This is a genomic window from Cellulosimicrobium sp. EB106-03-01-XG111, assembly GCF_058792115.1.
In genome coordinates this window covers 125380-140802 of record NZ_JBYTEQ010000007.1, presented here as the reverse complement: position 1 = coordinate 140802, position 15423 = coordinate 125380, and the positions used below count along the sequence as shown (strand labels likewise).

General features: G+C 68.7%; 26 protein-coding genes. All 26 read right to left on the bottom strand.

Annotated elements, in window-relative coordinates:
* Nucleotides 1-85: 85 nt before the first annotated feature.
* On the bottom strand, nucleotides 86-307 hold the full coding sequence (infA, locus tag AC3WT4_RS08875) for a translation initiation factor IF-1 (protein WP_012867920.1): 222 nt from the start codon (nucleotides 305-307) through the stop codon (nucleotides 86-88).
* Between the two features lie 304 nt (nucleotides 308-611).
* The gene (gene map / locus AC3WT4_RS08870; RefSeq protein WP_074808899.1) at nucleotides 612-1448 is read right to left on the bottom strand and encodes a type I methionyl aminopeptidase; all 837 of its coding nucleotides are present in this window, start codon (nucleotides 1446-1448) and stop codon (nucleotides 612-614) included.
* Nucleotides 1449-1488: 40 nt separating this feature from the next.
* Nucleotides 1489-2046, bottom strand: coding sequence for an adenylate kinase (locus tag AC3WT4_RS08865; protein WP_492315308.1), 558 nt, complete (start codon nucleotides 2044-2046; stop codon nucleotides 1489-1491).
* Nucleotides 2047-2096: 50 nt separating this feature from the next.
* Nucleotides 2097-3395, bottom strand: a complete 1299-nt coding sequence (gene secY / locus AC3WT4_RS08860) for a preprotein translocase subunit SecY (protein ID WP_074808897.1) — start codon at nucleotides 3393-3395, stop codon at nucleotides 2097-2099.
* A gap of 310 nt (nucleotides 3396-3705) precedes the next feature.
* On the bottom strand, nucleotides 3706-4260 hold the full coding sequence (gene rplO, locus AC3WT4_RS08855; RefSeq protein ID WP_074808895.1) for a 50S ribosomal protein L15: 555 nt from the start codon (nucleotides 4258-4260) through the stop codon (nucleotides 3706-3708).
* A 2-nt stretch (nucleotides 4261-4262) separates the two neighbouring features.
* A complete protein-coding gene (gene rpmD / locus AC3WT4_RS08850) occupies nucleotides 4263-4445 on the bottom strand; it encodes a 50S ribosomal protein L30 (RefSeq protein ID WP_021480439.1) in 183 nt (60 codons plus the stop codon).
* Nucleotides 4445-5101, bottom strand: a complete 657-nt coding sequence (gene rpsE / locus AC3WT4_RS08845; RefSeq protein ID WP_021480438.1) for a 30S ribosomal protein S5 — start codon at nucleotides 5099-5101, stop codon at nucleotides 4445-4447. Before rpsE ends, rpmD begins: the two co-directional genes overlap by 1 nt.
* Before the next feature lie 40 nt (nucleotides 5102-5141).
* Nucleotides 5142-5513: a 50S ribosomal protein L18 gene (gene rplR, locus AC3WT4_RS08840; RefSeq protein WP_021480437.1), complete on the bottom strand. Its 372-nt coding sequence runs from the start codon at nucleotides 5511-5513 to the stop codon at nucleotides 5142-5144.
* Nucleotides 5514-5515: 2 nt separating this feature from the next.
* Nucleotides 5516-6052: a 50S ribosomal protein L6 gene (rplF, locus tag AC3WT4_RS08835; RefSeq protein WP_021480436.1), complete on the bottom strand. Its 537-nt coding sequence runs from the start codon at nucleotides 6050-6052 to the stop codon at nucleotides 5516-5518.
* A gap of 19 nt (nucleotides 6053-6071) precedes the next feature.
* A complete protein-coding gene (rpsH, locus tag AC3WT4_RS08830) occupies nucleotides 6072-6470 on the bottom strand; it encodes a 30S ribosomal protein S8 (protein WP_021480435.1) in 399 nt (132 codons plus the stop codon).
* A gap of 81 nt (nucleotides 6471-6551) precedes the next feature.
* Nucleotides 6552-6737 (bottom strand): type Z 30S ribosomal protein S14, encoded by a 186-nt coding sequence (locus tag AC3WT4_RS08825; RefSeq protein ID WP_021480434.1) that lies wholly within the window; start codon nucleotides 6735-6737, stop codon nucleotides 6552-6554.
* Nucleotide 6738: 1 nt separating this feature from the next.
* Entirely contained in the window at nucleotides 6739-7317 is a 579-nt protein-coding gene (gene rplE, locus AC3WT4_RS08820) for a 50S ribosomal protein L5 (RefSeq protein WP_108050510.1), read from the bottom strand.
* The gene (gene rplX, locus AC3WT4_RS08815) at nucleotides 7317-7658 is read right to left on the bottom strand and encodes a 50S ribosomal protein L24 (RefSeq protein WP_021480432.1); all 342 of its coding nucleotides are present in this window, start codon (nucleotides 7656-7658) and stop codon (nucleotides 7317-7319) included. Before rplX ends, rplE begins: the two co-directional genes overlap by 1 nt.
* A 2-nt stretch (nucleotides 7659-7660) precedes the next feature.
* Nucleotides 7661-8029 (bottom strand): 50S ribosomal protein L14, encoded by a 369-nt coding sequence (rplN, locus tag AC3WT4_RS08810; protein WP_021480431.1) that lies wholly within the window; start codon nucleotides 8027-8029, stop codon nucleotides 7661-7663.
* Between the two features lie 207 nt (nucleotides 8030-8236).
* A complete protein-coding gene (gene rpsQ / locus AC3WT4_RS08805) occupies nucleotides 8237-8527 on the bottom strand; it encodes a 30S ribosomal protein S17 (protein WP_047233816.1) in 291 nt (96 codons plus the stop codon).
* Between the two features lie 11 nt (nucleotides 8528-8538).
* On the bottom strand, nucleotides 8539-8775 hold the full coding sequence (rpmC, locus tag AC3WT4_RS08800) for a 50S ribosomal protein L29 (protein WP_021480429.1): 237 nt from the start codon (nucleotides 8773-8775) through the stop codon (nucleotides 8539-8541).
* On the bottom strand, nucleotides 8775-9194 hold the full coding sequence (rplP, locus tag AC3WT4_RS08795; protein ID WP_021480428.1) for a 50S ribosomal protein L16: 420 nt from the start codon (nucleotides 9192-9194) through the stop codon (nucleotides 8775-8777). Before rplP ends, rpmC begins: the two co-directional genes overlap by 1 nt.
* Nucleotides 9195-9197: 3 nt before the next feature.
* Entirely contained in the window at nucleotides 9198-10043 is an 846-nt protein-coding gene (gene rpsC, locus AC3WT4_RS08790) for a 30S ribosomal protein S3 (RefSeq protein WP_034654910.1), read from the bottom strand.
* Nucleotides 10043-10414, bottom strand: coding sequence for a 50S ribosomal protein L22 (gene rplV / locus AC3WT4_RS08785; RefSeq protein WP_021479879.1), 372 nt, complete (start codon nucleotides 10412-10414; stop codon nucleotides 10043-10045). The genes rpsC and rplV overlap by 1 nt, the downstream gene beginning before the upstream one ends.
* Before the next feature lie 58 nt (nucleotides 10415-10472).
* Nucleotides 10473-10754 (bottom strand): 30S ribosomal protein S19, encoded by a 282-nt coding sequence (gene rpsS, locus AC3WT4_RS08780; protein WP_021479878.1) that lies wholly within the window; start codon nucleotides 10752-10754, stop codon nucleotides 10473-10475.
* A gap of 15 nt (nucleotides 10755-10769) precedes the next feature.
* Nucleotides 10770-11606 carry a 50S ribosomal protein L2 gene (gene rplB, locus AC3WT4_RS08775; protein WP_021479877.1) on the bottom strand — a complete coding sequence of 279 codons (837 nt, stop codon included), beginning with the start codon at nucleotides 11604-11606 and terminating at the stop codon, nucleotides 10770-10772.
* 31 nt (nucleotides 11607-11637) lie between these two features.
* Nucleotides 11638-11928 carry a 50S ribosomal protein L23 gene (rplW, locus tag AC3WT4_RS08770; RefSeq protein ID WP_021479876.1) on the bottom strand — a complete coding sequence of 97 codons (291 nt, stop codon included), beginning with the start codon at nucleotides 11926-11928 and terminating at the stop codon, nucleotides 11638-11640.
* Complete coding sequence (gene rplD / locus AC3WT4_RS08765; RefSeq protein WP_021479875.1) at nucleotides 11925-12629, bottom strand: 50S ribosomal protein L4; 705 nt, start codon at nucleotides 12627-12629, stop codon at nucleotides 11925-11927. Before rplD ends, rplW begins: the two co-directional genes overlap by 4 nt.
* A gap of 5 nt (nucleotides 12630-12634) precedes the next feature.
* Nucleotides 12635-13297 (bottom strand): 50S ribosomal protein L3, encoded by a 663-nt coding sequence (gene rplC, locus AC3WT4_RS08760; RefSeq protein ID WP_021479874.1) that lies wholly within the window; start codon nucleotides 13295-13297, stop codon nucleotides 12635-12637.
* 14 nt (nucleotides 13298-13311) lie between these two features.
* Nucleotides 13312-13620, bottom strand: coding sequence for a 30S ribosomal protein S10 (rpsJ, locus tag AC3WT4_RS08755; RefSeq protein ID WP_012867945.1), 309 nt, complete (start codon nucleotides 13618-13620; stop codon nucleotides 13312-13314).
* 479 nt (nucleotides 13621-14099) lie between these two features.
* On the bottom strand, nucleotides 14100-15296 hold the full coding sequence (gene tuf, locus AC3WT4_RS08750) for an elongation factor Tu (RefSeq protein ID WP_053369624.1): 1197 nt from the start codon (nucleotides 15294-15296) through the stop codon (nucleotides 14100-14102).
* Nucleotides 15297-15423: the final 127 nt, after the last annotated feature.

Below are 15423 nucleotides of genomic sequence, written 5' to 3'. Positions count from 1 at the left end.
CAGTGGTGCCCCGCTCCGGGCGCGACCGACGAGCGGCCCCGGTGGTCCCGGGTGCGAGGCGGGTGAGTGGGTGGACGCGTGACGACTACTTGTAGCGGTAGACGATGCGGCCGCGGGACAGGTCGTACGGGCTCAGCTCGACCACGACCCGGTCCTCGGGGAGGATCCGGATGTAGTGCTGGCGCATCTTGCCCGAGATGTGCGCGAGAACCTTGTGCCCGTTGGCCAGCTCCACGCGGAACATCGCGTTCGGCAGGGCCTCGACCACGCTGCCCTCGATCTCGATGACACCGTCCTTCTTTGCCATGTCCTCCGCTAACTCTCGTCTGAACTGCTAGGACTCCCGCGCACGCCCGACCCGAGGGTCGTCCGATCGTGGGAGGTGCGTGGAGCCGCGTGCGGGGGTCGGTCGCCCGGGTCCCGAGGGACGGGGGCCGGATGAACGACGTGCACGGACTACACCCGACGGACCATCCTACGGCATCCGACAAGAGACGGGAAACCGTGGCGGGGACGAACGCGGTGCGACGCGTCACTCCCCCGTCGTGCGACGGGTGCCGTCGGGCGCTGCCGGACGGGAGCGAGCCGGACCGCGGCGGGCCGGTGCGCGGTCAGGCCGCGAGCGGTGCGACGCGGACGCCGAGCTCCGCGAGCTCCGCGGCGCCGCCGTCGGGCGCGGTGAGGACCCAGATGCCCTCGTCGAGGATCGCGACGCTGTGCTCCCAGTGCGCCGCGCGGGTGCCGTCGTCGGTCACGACCGTCCAGTCGTCCTCGCACACCTCGGTGAACCGCTCGCCCCGCGTGAGCATGGGCTCGATCGCGAGGCACATGCCCGGGCGCAGCCGCGGGCCCTTGTCGCGCGTGCGGTAGTTCGGGACGTCCGGGGGCTGGTGCATCGCAGACCCGATCCCGTGTCCGACGTAGTCCTCGACGATGCCGTAGGTCACGCCGTCCGACTCCCCCGAGGCGCGCACCGAGTCCTCGATGGCGGCCCCGACGTCGCACAGCCGCTCGCTCGTCGCGAGGGCGGCGATGCCCGCCCACATGGCGCGACGCGTCGCCTCGACGAGCGCCTCGTCGTGCGGGTCGCCCTCGCCGAGGACGAACGAGACCGCCGAGTCGCCGTGCCAGCCGTCGACGACGGCCCCGCAGTCGACGGAGACGACGTCCCCCGGGCGCAGCTCGCGCGGGCCCGGGATGCCGTGGACGACCTCGTCGTTCACCGACACGCACAGCGACGCCGGGTACCCCTCGTACCCGAGGAACGACGGCGTCGCCCCCGCGTCGGCGATGACCGCCGCGGCGAGCGCGTCGAGGTCCGCCGTCGTCATGCCCGGGCGGACGGCGTCGCGCACCGTCCCGAGCGCACGCGCCACCACGAGGCCGGCGCTGCGCATCGACCGGACCTGGTCGTGCGTCTTGTACTCGATGCGCTCGCGACCGAACACCCTGCTGCTCCTCAGTACCGACGGACGGACGGACGCGCGCTCAGCCGACGAGCGCGGTCAGCGCCGACACGATGCGGCCGGTGACCTCGTCGATGTCGCCGATGCCGTCGACGCGGACCAGCAGACCGCGGTCGGCGTAGGCGGAGGTGAGCGGCGCCGTCTGCTCGGCGTAGATGTCGAGGCGGCGTGCGATGGCCTCCTCCGTGTCGTCCTCGCGACCCTCGATCTCCGCGCGCTTCGCGAGGCGGGCGAGCAGCTCGTCACGGTCCGCCGTGAGCTCCACGACGCCGTCGAGCGCGACGCCCAGGTCGGTGAGGATCGCGTCGAGCTCGACGACCTGGGCCGCGTTGCGCGGGTAGCCGTCGAGGATGAACCCCCGCGCGGCGTCGTCCTGCGCGAGACGGTCGCGGACCATCGCGTTCGTCACCGAGTCGGGGACGAGGTCGCCCTTCGCGGTGTACTCCTGCGCGAGGCGCCCGAGCTCCGTGCCGCCCTTGATGTTCGCCCGGAAGATGTCGCCGGTCGAGATCGCCGGGATGGACAGCCGCTCGGCGAGCCGGGCGGCCTGCGTCCCCTTGCCCGCTCCCTGCGGGCCCATGATGACGAGGCGCGCGGGGCGCGGTGCGGACTGGCCGTCGGTGGCGTTGCTCAACGGAGGAACCCTTCGTAGTGGCGCTGCTGCAGCTGGGAGTTGATCTGCTTGACCGTCTCCAGGCCGACGCCGACGACGATGATGATCGAGGAGCCACCGAACGGGATGTTCGTGCTCACGCCGAGCCCGATGAGGACCAGCGTCGGCAGCAGTGCGACGAGCGCGAGGTAGATGGCACCCGCGGAGGTGATGCGGGTGATGACGTAGTCGAGGTACTCGGCGGTCGGCCGACCGGCGCGGATGCCCGGGATGAAGCCGCCGTACTTCTTCATGTTGTCCGCGACCTCGTCCGGGTTGAACGTGATCGACGTGTAGAAGAAGCAGAAGAACAGGATCATCAGCACGTACAGCAGGATGTGCAACGGCGCGGACGGGTCGGCCAGGTTCGTGCTGATCCAGATCACCCAGTCGGCGCTCTGGTCGCCGAACTGCGCGATGAGGCCCGGGACCGCGAGCAGCGAGGCCGCGAAGATCACCGGGATGACGCCCGCCATGTTGATCTTGATCGGGATGTAGGTGCTCGAGCCGCCGTACATGCGGCGCCCGACCATGCGCTTGGCGTACTGGACAGGCACCCGGCGCTGCGACTGCTCGACGAACACGACCAGCCCGATGACGAGCACGATGACCGCGATCATGATGATGAAGTTCGTCGCGCCGTTCGCGCCGCCGGCGATCGACCACAGGGCGGTCGGGAAGCTCGCGGCGATCGACGTGAAGATGAGCAGCGACATGCCGTTGCCGACGCCGCGCTCCGTGATGAGCTCGCCGAGCCACATGATGAGGCCGGTGCCCGCGGTCATGGTGATGACCATGAGGGCCATCGTGACGAAGCTGGCGTCCGGGATGACGTCGACGGAGCAGCCCTGGAACAGCAGGCCGTTGCGCGCCGTCGTGATGACGGTCGTCGACTGGAGGATGGCGAGCGCGATCGTCAGGTAGCGCGTGTACTGCGTCAGCTTCGACTGGCCCGACTGGCCCTCCTTGTGGAGCGCCTCGAAGCGAGGGATCACGACGCGCAGCAGCTGGACGATGATGCTCGCGGTGATGTACGGCATGATGCCGAGCGCGAAGATCGACAGCTGGAGCAGCGCGCCGCCGCTGAAGAGGTTGACCAGGCTGAGCAGGTCGTTGCCGTCGGCGGTCTCCGCGATGCACTGCTGCACGTTGGGGTAGTCCACGCCGGGCGTGGGGATGAACGACCCCACCCGGAAGATCGCCATGATCGCGATCGTGAACAGCAGCTTGCGCCGCAGGTCGGGCGTCCGGAAAGCCCGGGCGAATGCGCTGAGCACCTATCCTCCTGGCCCGCCGAGGCGGGATGTCGTGTCGCCGGGAGGCCCGGCGAGGTGTGACGCACGGCACGGGCGCCAAGAGGCACCCTAGCCGTAGCGCCGCGTCGAACGGCAAGTCGGTCCCGATCACCGGACGGGCCGGCCGTGGACCTGGGAGTGACGGCGGTCACCCCCGGGGTGCGGGGAGACAGCCGTCGGAGAGTCTAGACCGTGGTGCGCTGCCGGACGGACCACGGGTCGTGCAGGGAGGCGCCCCCAGACGCGGACAGGGCCGACGGCGCGTACGCGCCACCGGCCCTGTCCAGGGGTGTCAGTCCTCCGAGACCGAACCGCCGGCCGCGAGGATCTTCTCGCGGGCCGCGCCCGAGAGGGCGTCGACCGCGACCTCGAGCTTGACGGTGATCTCACCCGTGCCGAGCACCTTGACGAGCTGGCCCTTGCGGACCGCGCCCTTCGCGACGAGGTCCTCGACGGTGACCTGGCCACCCTCGGGGTACAGCGCCGCGAGCTTGTCCAGGTTCACGACCTGGTACTCGGTGCGGAACGGGTTCTTGAAGCCGCGCAGCTTCGGGAGGCGCATGTGCAGAGGCATCTGCCCACCCTCGAAGCGCTCGGGAACCTGGTAACGAGCCTTCGTACCCTTGGTACCGCGGCCCGCCGTCTTACCCTTCGACGCCTCACCACGACCCACGCGGGTCTTGGCCTTCTTGGCGCCGGGAGCCGGACGCAGGTGGTGGACCTTGAGCGTGCCGCCGGCACCCTCGGTCTGCGCGGGGGTCTGCTCGGCCTTCGCCGGAGCCGACGCCTTCGCAGCGGTCTTCTTCTTCGGAGCCTCGGCGGTCTCCTTGGTGGCCTTCTCAGCCATGGTCACTCGACCTCCTCAACGGTGACGAGGTGCGCCACCGTCGCGACCATGCCGCGGATCTCCGGGCGGTCCTCCTTCACGGCGGTGTCGCCGATCCGCTTGAGGCCCAGAGTGCGCAGCGTGTCGCGCTGGTTCTGCTTGCCGCCGATGGCGGACTTGGTCTGGGTCACCTTGAGCCTGGCCATCAGGCGTTCACCCCCGCAGCACGGGCACGCAGGAGCGCGGCCGGGGCCACGTCCTCGAGCGGGAGACCACGGCGCGCGGCGACAGCCTCAGGCTGCTCCAGGTTGCGCAGGGCCTCGACGGTCGCGTGCACGATGTTGATCGCGTTGGACGAGCCGAGCGACTTGCTCAGCACGTCGTGGATGCCCGCGCACTCCAGCACGGCGCGCACCGGACCACCGGCGATCACACCGGTACCCGGAGCGGCCGGACGGAGGAACACGACACCGGCGGCGGCCTCACCCTGGATGGGGTGCGGGATGGTGCCCTGGATGCGCGGGACCTTGAAGAAGTTCTTCTTGGCCTCCTCGACACCCTTGGCGATCGCCGCGGGCACCTCCTTCGCCTTGCCGTAGCCGACACCGACGGTGCCGTCGCCGTCGCCCACCACGACCAGCGCGGTGAAGCTGAAGCGGCGGCCGCCCTTGACGACCTTGGAGACGCGGTTGATGGTGACGACGCGCTCGACGAAGGCGTTCTTCTCGGCTGCGTCGCCACGGCGACCGTCGCGACGGTCACCGCGACGGTCGTCGCGGCGCCCCCCGCGCGCGTTCTGGTCGCTCGACTCGTTGGCGGCACCCGTGGGGGCGCCGGTGTTGCTGCGCTGCCCTGCAGCCATCAGAGAATCCTTTGCTTCCGTGTGGGGATGGTCGGCGTCGTCACAGGGACAGACCGCCCTCGCGAGCGCCGTCGGCGACCGCAGCGACCCGACCGTGGTACTTGTTGCCACCACGGTCGAAGACGACGGAGTCGACGCCCTTGGCCTTCGCACGCTCGGCGACGAGCTCGCCGACCTTGCGGGCCTTGGCGCTCTTGTCGCCGTCGAGCGCACGCAGGTCCGCCTCGAGCGACGAGGCCGACGCGAGCGTCTGACCGATCGTGTCGTCCACGACCTGAGCCGTGATGTGACGCGTGGAACGCGTCACCACGAGGCGCGGACGACCGGCGGTCCCCTTGATCTTCTTGCGCAGGCGCAGGTGCCGGCGCTGACGCGCGACGGCCTTGCCCTTGCCGAGAACCTTCAGAGCCATCGTTACTTACCAGCCTTTCCAGCCTTGCGGCGGACGACCTCGCCGGCGTAACGCACACCCTTGCCCTTGTACGGCTCGGGCTTGCGGATCTTGCGGATGTTCGCTGCGATCTCGCCGACCTGCTGCTTGTCGATGCCGGAGACCGAGAACTTCGTCGGGCTCTCGACCGCGAACGTGATGCCCGCGGGCGGCGTCACGACGACCGGGTGGCTGAAGCCGAGGGCGAACTCGAGGTCCGAGCCCTTGGCCGTCACGCGGTAACCGGTGCCGACGATCTCGAGCTTCTTCTCGTAGCCCTGCGTCACGCCCTGGACGAGGTTCGCCAGGAGGGTGCGGGTCAGGCCGTGCAGCGCGCGGGACTCGCGCTCGTCGTTCGGGCGCGACACCACGAGGGTGCCGTCCTCCTGAGCGACCTGGATGGGGGCGGGCACGTGGTGCTCGAGCGAGCCCTTGGGGCCCTTCACGGTCACGAGCGCGCCGCTGATGGTGACGTCCACTCCGGCGGGAACCGGAACGGGGATCTTGCCGATTCGAGACATGGCGTATCTCCTTTCCGGGTTACCAGACGTAGGCGAGGACTTCGCCGCCCACGCCCTTCGTGGCGGCCTGCTTGTCGGTGAGCAGACCGGAGGACGTGGACAGGATCGCCACGCCCAGGCCGCCGAGAACCTTCGGCAGCTCGGTGGACTTGACGTACTTGCGCAGGCCGGGCTTCGACACGCGGCGCACGCCGGCGAGGCTGCGCTCACGGTTCGGGCCGAACTTGAGCTGGATGGTGAGGTTCTTGCCCACCGTCGCGTCCTCGACGCTCCAGCCGGAGATGTAGCCCTCGGCCTGGAGGATCTCGGCAATGTGCGACTTCAGCTTCGAGTACGGCATGGTCACCGTCTCGTGGTAAGCCGAGTTCGCGTTCCGCAGACGCGTCAGCATGTCTGCGATCGGGTCGGTCATCGTCATCGGGCTCTAGCCCTTCCTCGACGTGGTATCCGGGCGGGGCGCGTCGAGCGACGCGCTCCGCCAGGACCTACGACGTAGTTGTTACCAGCTGCTCTTGGTGACGCCCGGAAGCTCACCACGGTGGGCCATCTCGCGCACGCAGATGCGGCACAGGCCGAACTTGCGGTACACCGAGTGCGGACGACCGCACTTCTGGCACCGGGTGTAGGCGCGGACCGCGAACTTCGGCTTGGCGGCCGCCTTGTTGATCAGGGCCTTCTTCGCCATGTCAGTTCTCCTTGAAGGGGAAGCCGAGACGGCGCAGCAGGGAGCGGCCCTCGTCATCGGTCGTCGCCGTGGTCACGATCGTGATGTCCATACCGCGGACACGGTCGATCTTGTCCTGGTCGATCTCGTGGAACATCGACTGCTCCGTGAGACCGAACGTGTAGTTGCCGTGCCCGTCGAACTGCTTGGGCGACAGGCCGCGGAAGTCGCGGATGCGCGGCAGGGCGATCGACAGCAGGCGGTCCAGGAACTCCCACATGCGGTCGCCGCGCAGCGTGACGTGCGCGCCGATCGGCATGCCCTCGCGCAGCTTGAACTGCGCGATGGACTTGCGGGCCTTGGTCACCTGCGGCTTCTGGCCGGTGATCGCGGACAGGTCGCGGATGGCGCCCTCGATGAGCTTCGAGTCCTTGGCGGCGTCACCGACACCCATGTTCACGACGATCTTCGTGACGCGGGCGACCTGGTTGACGTTCTCGTGCCCGAACTCCTCGCGCAGACCGGCGACGATCTCCTCGCGGTAGCGCTGCTTCAGGCGGGGCACGTCAGGGGCAACGATCTCGGTGATCTCGGTGCTCATCAGATGTCCTTCCCGGAGCGCTTGGCGACACGCACGCGCACGGTGCGCTTGCGGCCGTCACGCTCGACCTCTTCGGTGCGGTACCCGACGCGGGTGCCCTTCTTGGTCTCCGGGTCGACGACCATCACGTTGCTGATGTGGATCGGGGCCTCGACGGTCTCGATCCCACCGGTCCGCGTGCCGCGCTGCGACTGGCCGACCTTGGTGTGCTTGGTGACACGCTGGACACCCTCGACGATGACGCGGTCACGGTCGGTGAGCACCTCGAGGACGCGCCCCTGCTTGCCCTTGTCCTTGCCCGCGATGACGACGACGAGGTCGCCCTTCTTGATCTTGGCCATGGTCAGAGCACCTCCGGAGCCAGCGAGATGATCTTCATGAACCGCTTGTCGCGCAGCTCGCGCCCGACCGGGCCGAAGATGCGCGTCCCGCGCGGCTCGCCGTCGTTCTTGAGGATCACGGCGGCGTTCTCGTCGAACTTGATGTAGGAACCGTCCGGACGACGGCGCTCCTTGGCGGTGCGGACGACGACGGCCTTGACCACGTCACCCTTCTTCACGTTGCCGCCCGGGATCGCGTCCTTGACGGTTGCGACGATGACGTCGCCGATTCCGGCGTAGCGACGGCCCGAGCCACCGAGAACACGGATGCAGAGAATCTCCTTGGCACCCGTGTTGTCGGCGACACGAAGTCGCGACTCCTGCTGGATCATGTAATGAACTCCTGTCGTCGAGCCGGTTCTCGCCGTGGGCGAGCCTTGCCGAACGGATAGCTGTCAGTGCCGGGTCCCTCGCGGGTGAACCGGCCAGGACCGGGGCGGAGGACCCGCCCGTCCTGTCCTCACTGGTTGCCGCACCGCGGTGCGGCACGAGAGCGGTCGTGACGAGCGAGCCGGGGCCCGCCCGTCACGACCGGTGAATCACTTGGCCTTCTCGAGGATCTCCGCGAGGCGCCACCGCTTGGTCGCGGACAGCGGGCGGGTCTCCATGATGAGCACCAGGTCGCCCACGCCGGCAGAGTTCTGCTCGTCGTGCGCCTTGACCTTGCTCGTGCGGCGGATGACCTTGCCGTAGAGCGGGTGCTTGACCCGGTCCTCGACCTCGACCACCACGGTCTTGTCCATCTTGTCGCTCACGACGTAGCCGCGGCGCGTCTTGCGGTTCGCGCGCTCCTCGGCTGCCTCGGGCGCGTTCGTTGCGTTCTCGCTCATTCCAGCCTCACTCACTCGGCGCTCGGCGCGGTACGGATGCCGAGCTCGCGCTCACGCAGGATCGTGTAGATCCGCGCGATGTCGCGGCGGACGGCCTTGAGGCGCCCGTGGCTCTCCAGCTGGCCGGTGGCCGACTGGAAGCGGAGGTTGAAGAGCTCCTCCTTGACCTTCTTGAGCTCGGCGACGAGCGTCTCGTCGTCCATGGCGTCGAGGTCGACGGGGGCGAGCCCCTTCGTTCCGATTGCCATCAGTTGCCACCACCCTCGCGCACCACGAAACGGCACTTCATCGGGAGCTTGTGGATCGCGCGGCGCATCGCCTCGCGAGCCAGGTCCTCCGGGACACCCGCCAGCTCGAAGACGATCCGGCCGGGCTTGACATTGGCGACCCACCACTCGGGCGAACCCTTACCGGAACCCATGCGGGTCTCGGCAGGCTTCTTGGTCAGGGGACGGTCCGGGTAGATGTTGATCCAGACCTTGCCGCCACGCTTGATGTGGCGGGTCATCGCGATACGAGCAGCCTCGATCTGGCGGTTCGTCACGTACGCCGGCTCGAGAGCCTGGATGCCGTACTCGCCGAACGAGATCTGGGTGCCACCCTTCGCCGCGCCGGAGCGCGACGGGTGGTGCTGCTTGCGGTGCTTGAGCCTGCGCGGGATCAGCATGACTCAGGCCTCCGTTCCGGTCTCAGGGGCCTTCGCCTCCGCGGCGGGAGCAGCCTGCTCGGGCGCCGCCGGCGACTCGGACGCGGGGGTCCGCTCGGCCGAACGCTCGGGACGACGGCCGCCACCACGACGGTCGCCGCCGCGCTCACCGCGCGGGCCGCCACGGCCCTGGCGCGGAGCGGCCGTGGCCTGCTGCGCGGCGAACTCCTTCTCGGTGACGTCGCCCTTGTAGATCCACACCTTCACGCCGATGCGGCCGAACGTGGTGCGGGCCTCGAAGAAGCCGTAGTCGATGTACGCGCGCAGCGTGTGCAGCGGCACACGACCCTCGCGGTAGAACTCCGACCGGCTCATCTCCGCGCCACCGAGGCGGCCGGAGACCTGCACGCGGATGCCCTTCGCGCCGGCGCGCTGCGCGGACTGGATGCCCTTGCGCATGGCACGACGGAACGAGACGCGGCTCGCGAGCTGCTCGGCGATGCCCTGGGCGACGAGCTGCGCGTCCGTCTCGGCGTTCTTCACCTCGAGGATGTTGAGCTGCACCTGCTTGCCGGTGAGCTTCTCGAGCTCGCCGCGGATGCGGTCGGCCTCGGCGCCGCGGCGGCCGATGACGATGCCCGGGCGCGCCGTGTGGATGTCCACGCGGACACGGTCACGGGTGCGCTCGATCTCGACCTTGGAGATGCCGGCGCGCTCGAGACCCGTGCTCATGAGCTTGCGGATCTGGACGTCCTCGCGGACGTAGTCGCGGTACCGCTGTCCGGGCTTGGTGCTGTCGGCGAACCAGCGCGACCGGTGGTCGGTGGTGATGCCGAGGCGGTACCCGTGCGGGTGAACCTTCTGTCCCACTATCGGGCACTTCCCTTCGTGTTCTCACGCGGAGCGACGACCACGGTGATGTGGCTGGTGCGCTTGAGGATGCGGTTCGCACGGCCCTGGGCCCGGGGGCGGAAACGCTTGAGGGTCGGGCCCTCGTCGACGAACGCCTCACGCACGACGAGCTCCTGCTCCTCGAACGCTTCGCTCGCGCGGTCCGCCTTCACCCGGGCGTTGGCGATGGCGCTCTCCACGACCTTGCGGACGGGCTCGCTCGCCGCCTGCGGTGCGAACTTCAGCACCGCGACGGCCTCGGAGGCCTGCTTGCCACGGATGAGGTCCACGACGCGCCGGGCCTTCTGGGGCGTGACACGGACGAACCGCGCCTGCGCCTTGGCTTCCATTGCTGTCCTGCCTTCTTGTCTCTTGACCGTCCAGGTCGTCACCAGACTGACCCGGGGGTCAGCGGCGACGACCCTTCTTGTCGTCCTTCACGTGGCCGCGGAAGGTCCGCGTGGGAGCGAACTCGCCGAGCTTGTGGCCGACCATCGACTCGGTGACGAACACCGGCGTGTGCTTGCGACCGTCGTGCACGGCGAACGTGTGACCGAGGAAGTCGGGCGTGATGACCGACCGACGGGACCAGGTCTTGATGACGTTCTTGGTCCCCTTCTCGTTCTGAGCGTCCACCTTCTTCTGCAGGTGGTCGTCGACGAAGGGGCCCTTCTTCAGGCTACGAGGCATGTCTCCAGGCTCCTATCAGCGCTTCTTGCCGGTACGGCGACGACGCACGATCAGCTTGTCGCTCGGCTTGTTGGGACGGCGGGTACGACCCTCCGGCTGGCCCCACGGGCTCACCGGGTGGCGACCACCGGAGGTCTTGCCCTCACCACCACCGTGCGGGTGGTCGATCGGGTTCATGGCGACACCGCGGACGGTCGGGCGCTTGCCCTTCCAGCGCATGCGGCCGGCCTTGCCCCAGTTGATGTTCGACTGCTCGGCGTTGCCGACCTCGCCGACCGTCGCGCGGCAGCGCAGGTCGACGTTGCGGATCTCGCCGGAGGGCATGCGCAGCTGCGCGTACGGCCCGTCCTTGGCGACGAGCTGCACCGACGCACCGGCCGAACGGGCGATCTTCGCGCCGCCACCGGGCTTGAGCTCGATGGCGTGGATGACCGTACCGGTCGGGATGTTGCGCAGCGGCAGGTTGTTGCCGGGCTTGATGTCCGCGCCCGCGCCCGCCTCGACGACGTCGCCCTGCTTGAGCTTCGCCGGCGCGACGATGTAACGCTTCTCGCCGTCCGCGTAGTGCAGGAGCGCGATGCGCGCGGTGCGGTTGGGGTCGTACTCGATGTGCGCGACCTTCGCCGGCACGCCGTCCTTGTCGTGACGACGGAAGTCGATCACGCGGTACGCACGCTTGTGGCCACCACCCTTGTGACGGGTGGTGATACGACCGGAGCTGTTGCGGCCGCCGCTCTTCGAGAGCGGGCGGACCAGAGACTTCTCCGGCTGCGAGCGCGTGATCTCGGCGAAGTCGGCGACGCTCGAGCCGCGGCGGCCGGGCGTCGTCGGCTTGTACTTACGGATTCCCATGGGGATCTGTCCTCAATCTGCTCTCGTCGGCTCAGCCGAAGATGTCGATCGTGCCCTCGCGGAGGGTGACGATCGCACGCTTGGTGTCCTTGCGCTTGCCCAGGCCGAAACGCGTGCGACGCGTCTTGCCCTTGCGGTTGATCGTGTTCACCGAGGCGACCTTGACCGAGAAGATCTGCTCGACGGCGATCTTGATCTCGGTCTTGTTGGCCCGCGGGTCGACGACGAACGTGTACTTGCCCTCGTCGAGCAGGCCGTAGCTCTTCTCGGAGACGACCGGCGCGAGGATCACGTCACGGGGGTCCTTGGTCACGGTGGTCACTTCGCGGCCTCCTCGGCAGCAGTCTCGTCCGCCTCGGTGGAGGTGGCGACGGCCTTCGCGGAGCGACCCGTGGCCGGGCCCGTCAGGAACGCGTCGAGCGCGCCCTGCGTGAAGACGACGTCGTCGGAGACGAGCACGTCGTAGGTGTTGAGCTGGTCGGCCACCAGGAGGTGGACCTGCTCGACGTTCCGCAGCGACTTGATCGTCAGCTCGTCACCACGCTCGGTGACGACGAGGACGTGCTTGCGCCCGGAGAGCTTGGCGAGCGTCGTGACGGCGGTCTTGGTCGACGGCAGGCCGTCGACGCCGAAGCCGGTCACCACGTGGACACGGCCGTTGCGGGCGCGGTCCGAGAGGGCACCGCGGAGCGCGGCGGCCTTCATCTTCTTGGGCGTCCGCTGGTCGTACGAGCGCGGCGTCGGGCCGTGGACGACGCCACCCCCGGCGAACTGCGGCGCACGGGTCGAACCCTGGCGGGCGCGGCCGGTGCCCTTCTGCTTGTACGGCTTGCGACCACCACCGCGGACCTCGCCGCGGGACTTGGTGTCGTGGGTGCCCTGGCGTGCAGCGGCACGCTGGGCGACGACGACCTGGTGGATCAGCGGGACGTTGAGCTCGACGTCGAACACCTCGGCGGGGAGCTCGGCGGTGCCGGCCTTCTTGCCCTTGGGGTCCAGCACGTCAACGGTCAGAGCGGACATGGGGTTCACGCTCCCTTCGCGGCGCTGCGCACGAGGACGACGCCGCCCTTGGGGCCGGGAACCGCGCCCTTGACGAGCAGCAGACCCTTCTCGGCGTCGACCGCGTGGACGGTCAGGTTCTGGGTGGTCTGACGGACGTTGCCCATCCGACCGGCCATGCGCAGGCCCTTGAAGACGCGCGACGGGGTCGAGGCCCCACCGATCGAGCCGGGCTTGCGGTGGTTACGGTGCGAGCCGTGGGAGGCACCCACGCCGGAGAAGCCGTGACGCTTCATGACACCGGCGGTGCCCTTGCCCTTGGTCGTGCCCACGACGTCGACCACGGCGCCGGCCTCGAAGGCCTCCGCGGTGATCTCCTGGCCGAGCGAGTACTCGGTGGCGTCGGTGGTGCGGACCTCGGCGACGTGACGACGCGGCGTGACGCCGGCCTTCTCGAAGTGGCCCTTGAGCGGCTTCGTGACCTTGCGCGGGTCGATCTGGCCGTAGGCGAGCTGCACGGCGGCGTAGCCGTCGGCGTCCGACGTGCGCACCTGCGTCACGACGTTCGTGCCGACCGCGACGACGGTCACGGGCACGAGGCGCCCGGCCTCGTCCCAGAGCTGCGTCATCCCGAGCTTCGTGCCGAGCACCGCGGTGACCGGGCGCGCGTTCTGCTGGGGGGTAGTCATGATGTCCTCCAGCCTCAGAGCTTGATCTCGATGTTCACGTCAGCCGGCAGGTCGAGACGCATGAGCGAGTCGACCGCCTTCGGCGTGGGATCGATGATGTCGATCAGCCGCTTGTGCGTGCGCATCTCGAAGTGCTCGCGGCTGTCCTTGTACTTGTGAGGCGACCGGATGACGCAGAAGACGTTCTTCTCCGTCGGCAGCGGCACCGGACCCACGACCGTTGCACCAGCGCGCGTCACCGTGTCGACGATCTTGCGCGCCGAGCTGTCGATGACCTCGTGGTCGTAGGACTTGAGCCGGATGCGGATCTTCTGTCCCGCCATGGCGTCGTCTGACTCTCTCTCTCGAACCGCTAGCTGTCCGACCCCCGCGCTCGGGCGTGTCGCGTAGTCGCGACGCACCTGGGCGCACACGCCGAGAGGCGCAGGGCCGTTGGATATGTGGACTCCCGCCGGGCTCCGTGCTGACGCACGGCTCCGCGAACCGGACCACAACGTTTGTGCGAGCCTGTCGGAACGTGTGTTCCGCGGGGTACTCGATCCATGGCGACACAGAGAGCTCAACCCGCAGACCCGGGAGATGTCCCGGGGTCCTGGCCCTCGGCGAGAGGACCGGTTCAACACACTGTTCGACACGTGAAAGAGCGCACCCGTAACAGGCAACCTGAACAGTCTGCCACACGAAGCCGCCGTCGTCCAAGTCGGGACGGCGCGACGCCGCTGTGACGGTGACCGCAGGCCGAAGGCCCGGCCCCGCGGACGGGACCGGGCCTTCGACGAGGTGCTGCGGAGGCAGCGTCAGATCACTTGAGGATCTTGGTGACGCGGCCCGAGCCGACGGTGCGGCCACCCTCACGGATGGCGAAGCCGAGGCCCTCCTCCATGGCGATCGGCTGGATCAGCTCGACCGTCATCTCGGTGTTGTCGCCGGGCATGACCATCTCGGTGCCCTCGGGCAGCGTGATGACGCCGGTGACGTCCGTCGTGCGGAAGTAGAACTGCGGACGGTAGTTCGAGTAGAACGGGTTGTGACGGCCGCCCTCGTCCTTGCCCAGGATGTAGACCTGCGCCTCGAACTGCGTGTGCGGGGTGATCGAGCCCGGCTTCACGACGACCTGGCCGCGCTCGACGTCCTCGCGCTTGATGCCGCGCAGGAGCAGACCGGTGTTGTCGCCGGCCTGAGCCTGGTCCATCTGCTTGTGGAACGTCTCGATGCCCGTGACCGTGGTCTTCTGGGGCGCGCGGATGCCGACGATCTCGACGTCCGAGTTGAGGTCGAGCGTGCCACGCTCCACCTTGCCGGTGACGACGGTGCCACGACCGGTGATCGTGAAGACGTCCTCGACGGGCATGAGGAACGGCTTGTCGAGCTCGCGGACGGGCTCGGGCACGTTCTCGTCCACGGCCTCCATGAGCTCGAGGATCTTCGCGGTCCACTCGGGGTCGCCCTCGAGCGCCTTGAGACCGGAGACGCGCACGACCGGCGCGTTGTCACCGTCGAACTCCTGCGAGGAGAGGAGCTCGCGCACCTCCATCTCGACGAGCTCGAGGATCTCCTCGTCGTCGACCATGTCGGACTTGTTGAGCGCGACGAGCAGGTACGGCACGCCGACCTGGCGGGCGAGCAGGACGTGCTCGCGCGTCTGGGCCATCGGACCGTCGGTCGCGGCGACCACCAGGATCGCGCCGTCCATCTGGGCGGCACCGGTGATCATGTTCTTGATGTAGTCGGCGTGACCCGGGGCGTCGACGTGCGCGTAGTGGCGCTTCGGCGTCTCGTACTCGATGTGCGCGATGTTGATCGTGATACCGCGCTGCTTCTCCTCGGGAGCCGCGTCGATCTCGTCGAAGTTGCGCTGCGTGTTCGCCGGCAGGTCCGGGTACGTGTCCGCGAGCGTCTTCGAGATCGCCGCCGTCAGCGTCGTCTTACCGTGGTCGACGTGACCGATGGTGCCGACGTTGACGTGCGGCTTGGTCCGCTCGAACTTGGCCTTAGCCACTGGGGTCCTCCTGGGACTTGGGTAGATGTGCCGAACGTTGCGAATGTCGACCGAGAGATCCTACATCCGCGGGGCGTTGCGGTTTTCCTACAGGTTGATGGTTGTGCGGGTCTTCGACCTGTGGGGA

Coding starts and splice junctions, on each gene's coding strand:
- infA (WP_012867920.1), bottom strand. CDS start 307: ATGGCAAAGAAGGACGGTGTCATCGAGATCGAGGGCAGCGTGGTCGAG.
- AC3WT4_RS08865 (WP_492315308.1), bottom strand. CDS start 2,046: ATGGGCCCGCAGGGAGCGGGCAAGGGGACGCAGGCCGCCCGGCTCGCC.
- rplO (WP_074808895.1), bottom strand. CDS start 4,260: ATGGCTGAGAAGGCCACCAAGGAGACCGCCGAGGCTCCGAAGAAGAAG.
- rpmD (WP_021480439.1), bottom strand. CDS start 4,445: ATGGCCAGGCTCAAGGTGACCCAGACCAAGTCCGCCATCGGCGGCAAG.
- rpsE (WP_021480438.1), bottom strand. CDS start 5,101: ATGGCTGCAGGGCAGCGCAGCAACACCGGCGCCCCCACGGGTGCCGCC.
- rplR (WP_021480437.1), bottom strand. CDS start 5,513: ATGGCTCTGAAGGTTCTCGGCAAGGGCAAGGCCGTCGCGCGTCAGCGC.
- rplF (WP_021480436.1), bottom strand. CDS start 6,052: ATGTCTCGAATCGGCAAGATCCCCGTTCCGGTTCCCGCCGGAGTGGAC.
- rpsH (WP_021480435.1), bottom strand. CDS start 6,470: ATGACGATGACCGACCCGATCGCAGACATGCTGACGCGTCTGCGGAAC.
- AC3WT4_RS08825 (WP_021480434.1), bottom strand. CDS start 6,737: ATGGCGAAGAAGGCCCTGATCAACAAGGCGGCCGCCAAGCCGAAGTTC.
- rplE (WP_108050510.1), bottom strand. CDS start 7,317: ATGAGCACCGAGATCACCGAGATCGTTGCCCCTGACGTGCCCCGCCTG.
- rplX (WP_021480432.1), bottom strand. CDS start 7,658: ATGGCCAAGATCAAGAAGGGCGACCTCGTCGTCGTCATCGCGGGCAAG.
- rplN (WP_021480431.1), bottom strand. CDS start 8,029: ATGATCCAGCAGGAGTCGCGACTTCGTGTCGCCGACAACACGGGTGCC.
- rpsQ (WP_047233816.1), bottom strand. CDS start 8,527: ATGAGCGAGAACGCAACGAACGCGCCCGAGGCAGCCGAGGAGCGCGCG.
- rpmC (WP_021480429.1), bottom strand. CDS start 8,775: ATGGCAATCGGAACGAAGGGGCTCGCCCCCGTCGACCTCGACGCCATG.
- rplP (WP_021480428.1), bottom strand. CDS start 9,194: ATGCTGATCCCGCGCAGGCTCAAGCACCGCAAGCAGCACCACCCGTCG.
- rplV (WP_021479879.1), bottom strand. CDS start 10,414: ATGGAAGCCAAGGCGCAGGCGCGGTTCGTCCGTGTCACGCCCCAGAAG.
- rpsS (WP_021479878.1), bottom strand. CDS start 10,754: ATGCCTCGTAGCCTGAAGAAGGGCCCCTTCGTCGACGACCACCTGCAG.
- rplB (WP_021479877.1), bottom strand. CDS start 11,606: ATGGGAATCCGTAAGTACAAGCCGACGACGCCCGGCCGCCGCGGCTCG.
- rplD (WP_021479875.1), bottom strand. CDS start 12,629: ATGTCCGCTCTGACCGTTGACGTGCTGGACCCCAAGGGCAAGAAGGCC.
- rplC (WP_021479874.1), bottom strand. CDS start 13,297: ATGACTACCCCCCAGCAGAACGCGCGCCCGGTCACCGCGGTGCTCGGC.
- rpsJ (WP_012867945.1), bottom strand. CDS start 13,620: ATGGCGGGACAGAAGATCCGCATCCGGCTCAAGTCCTACGACCACGAG.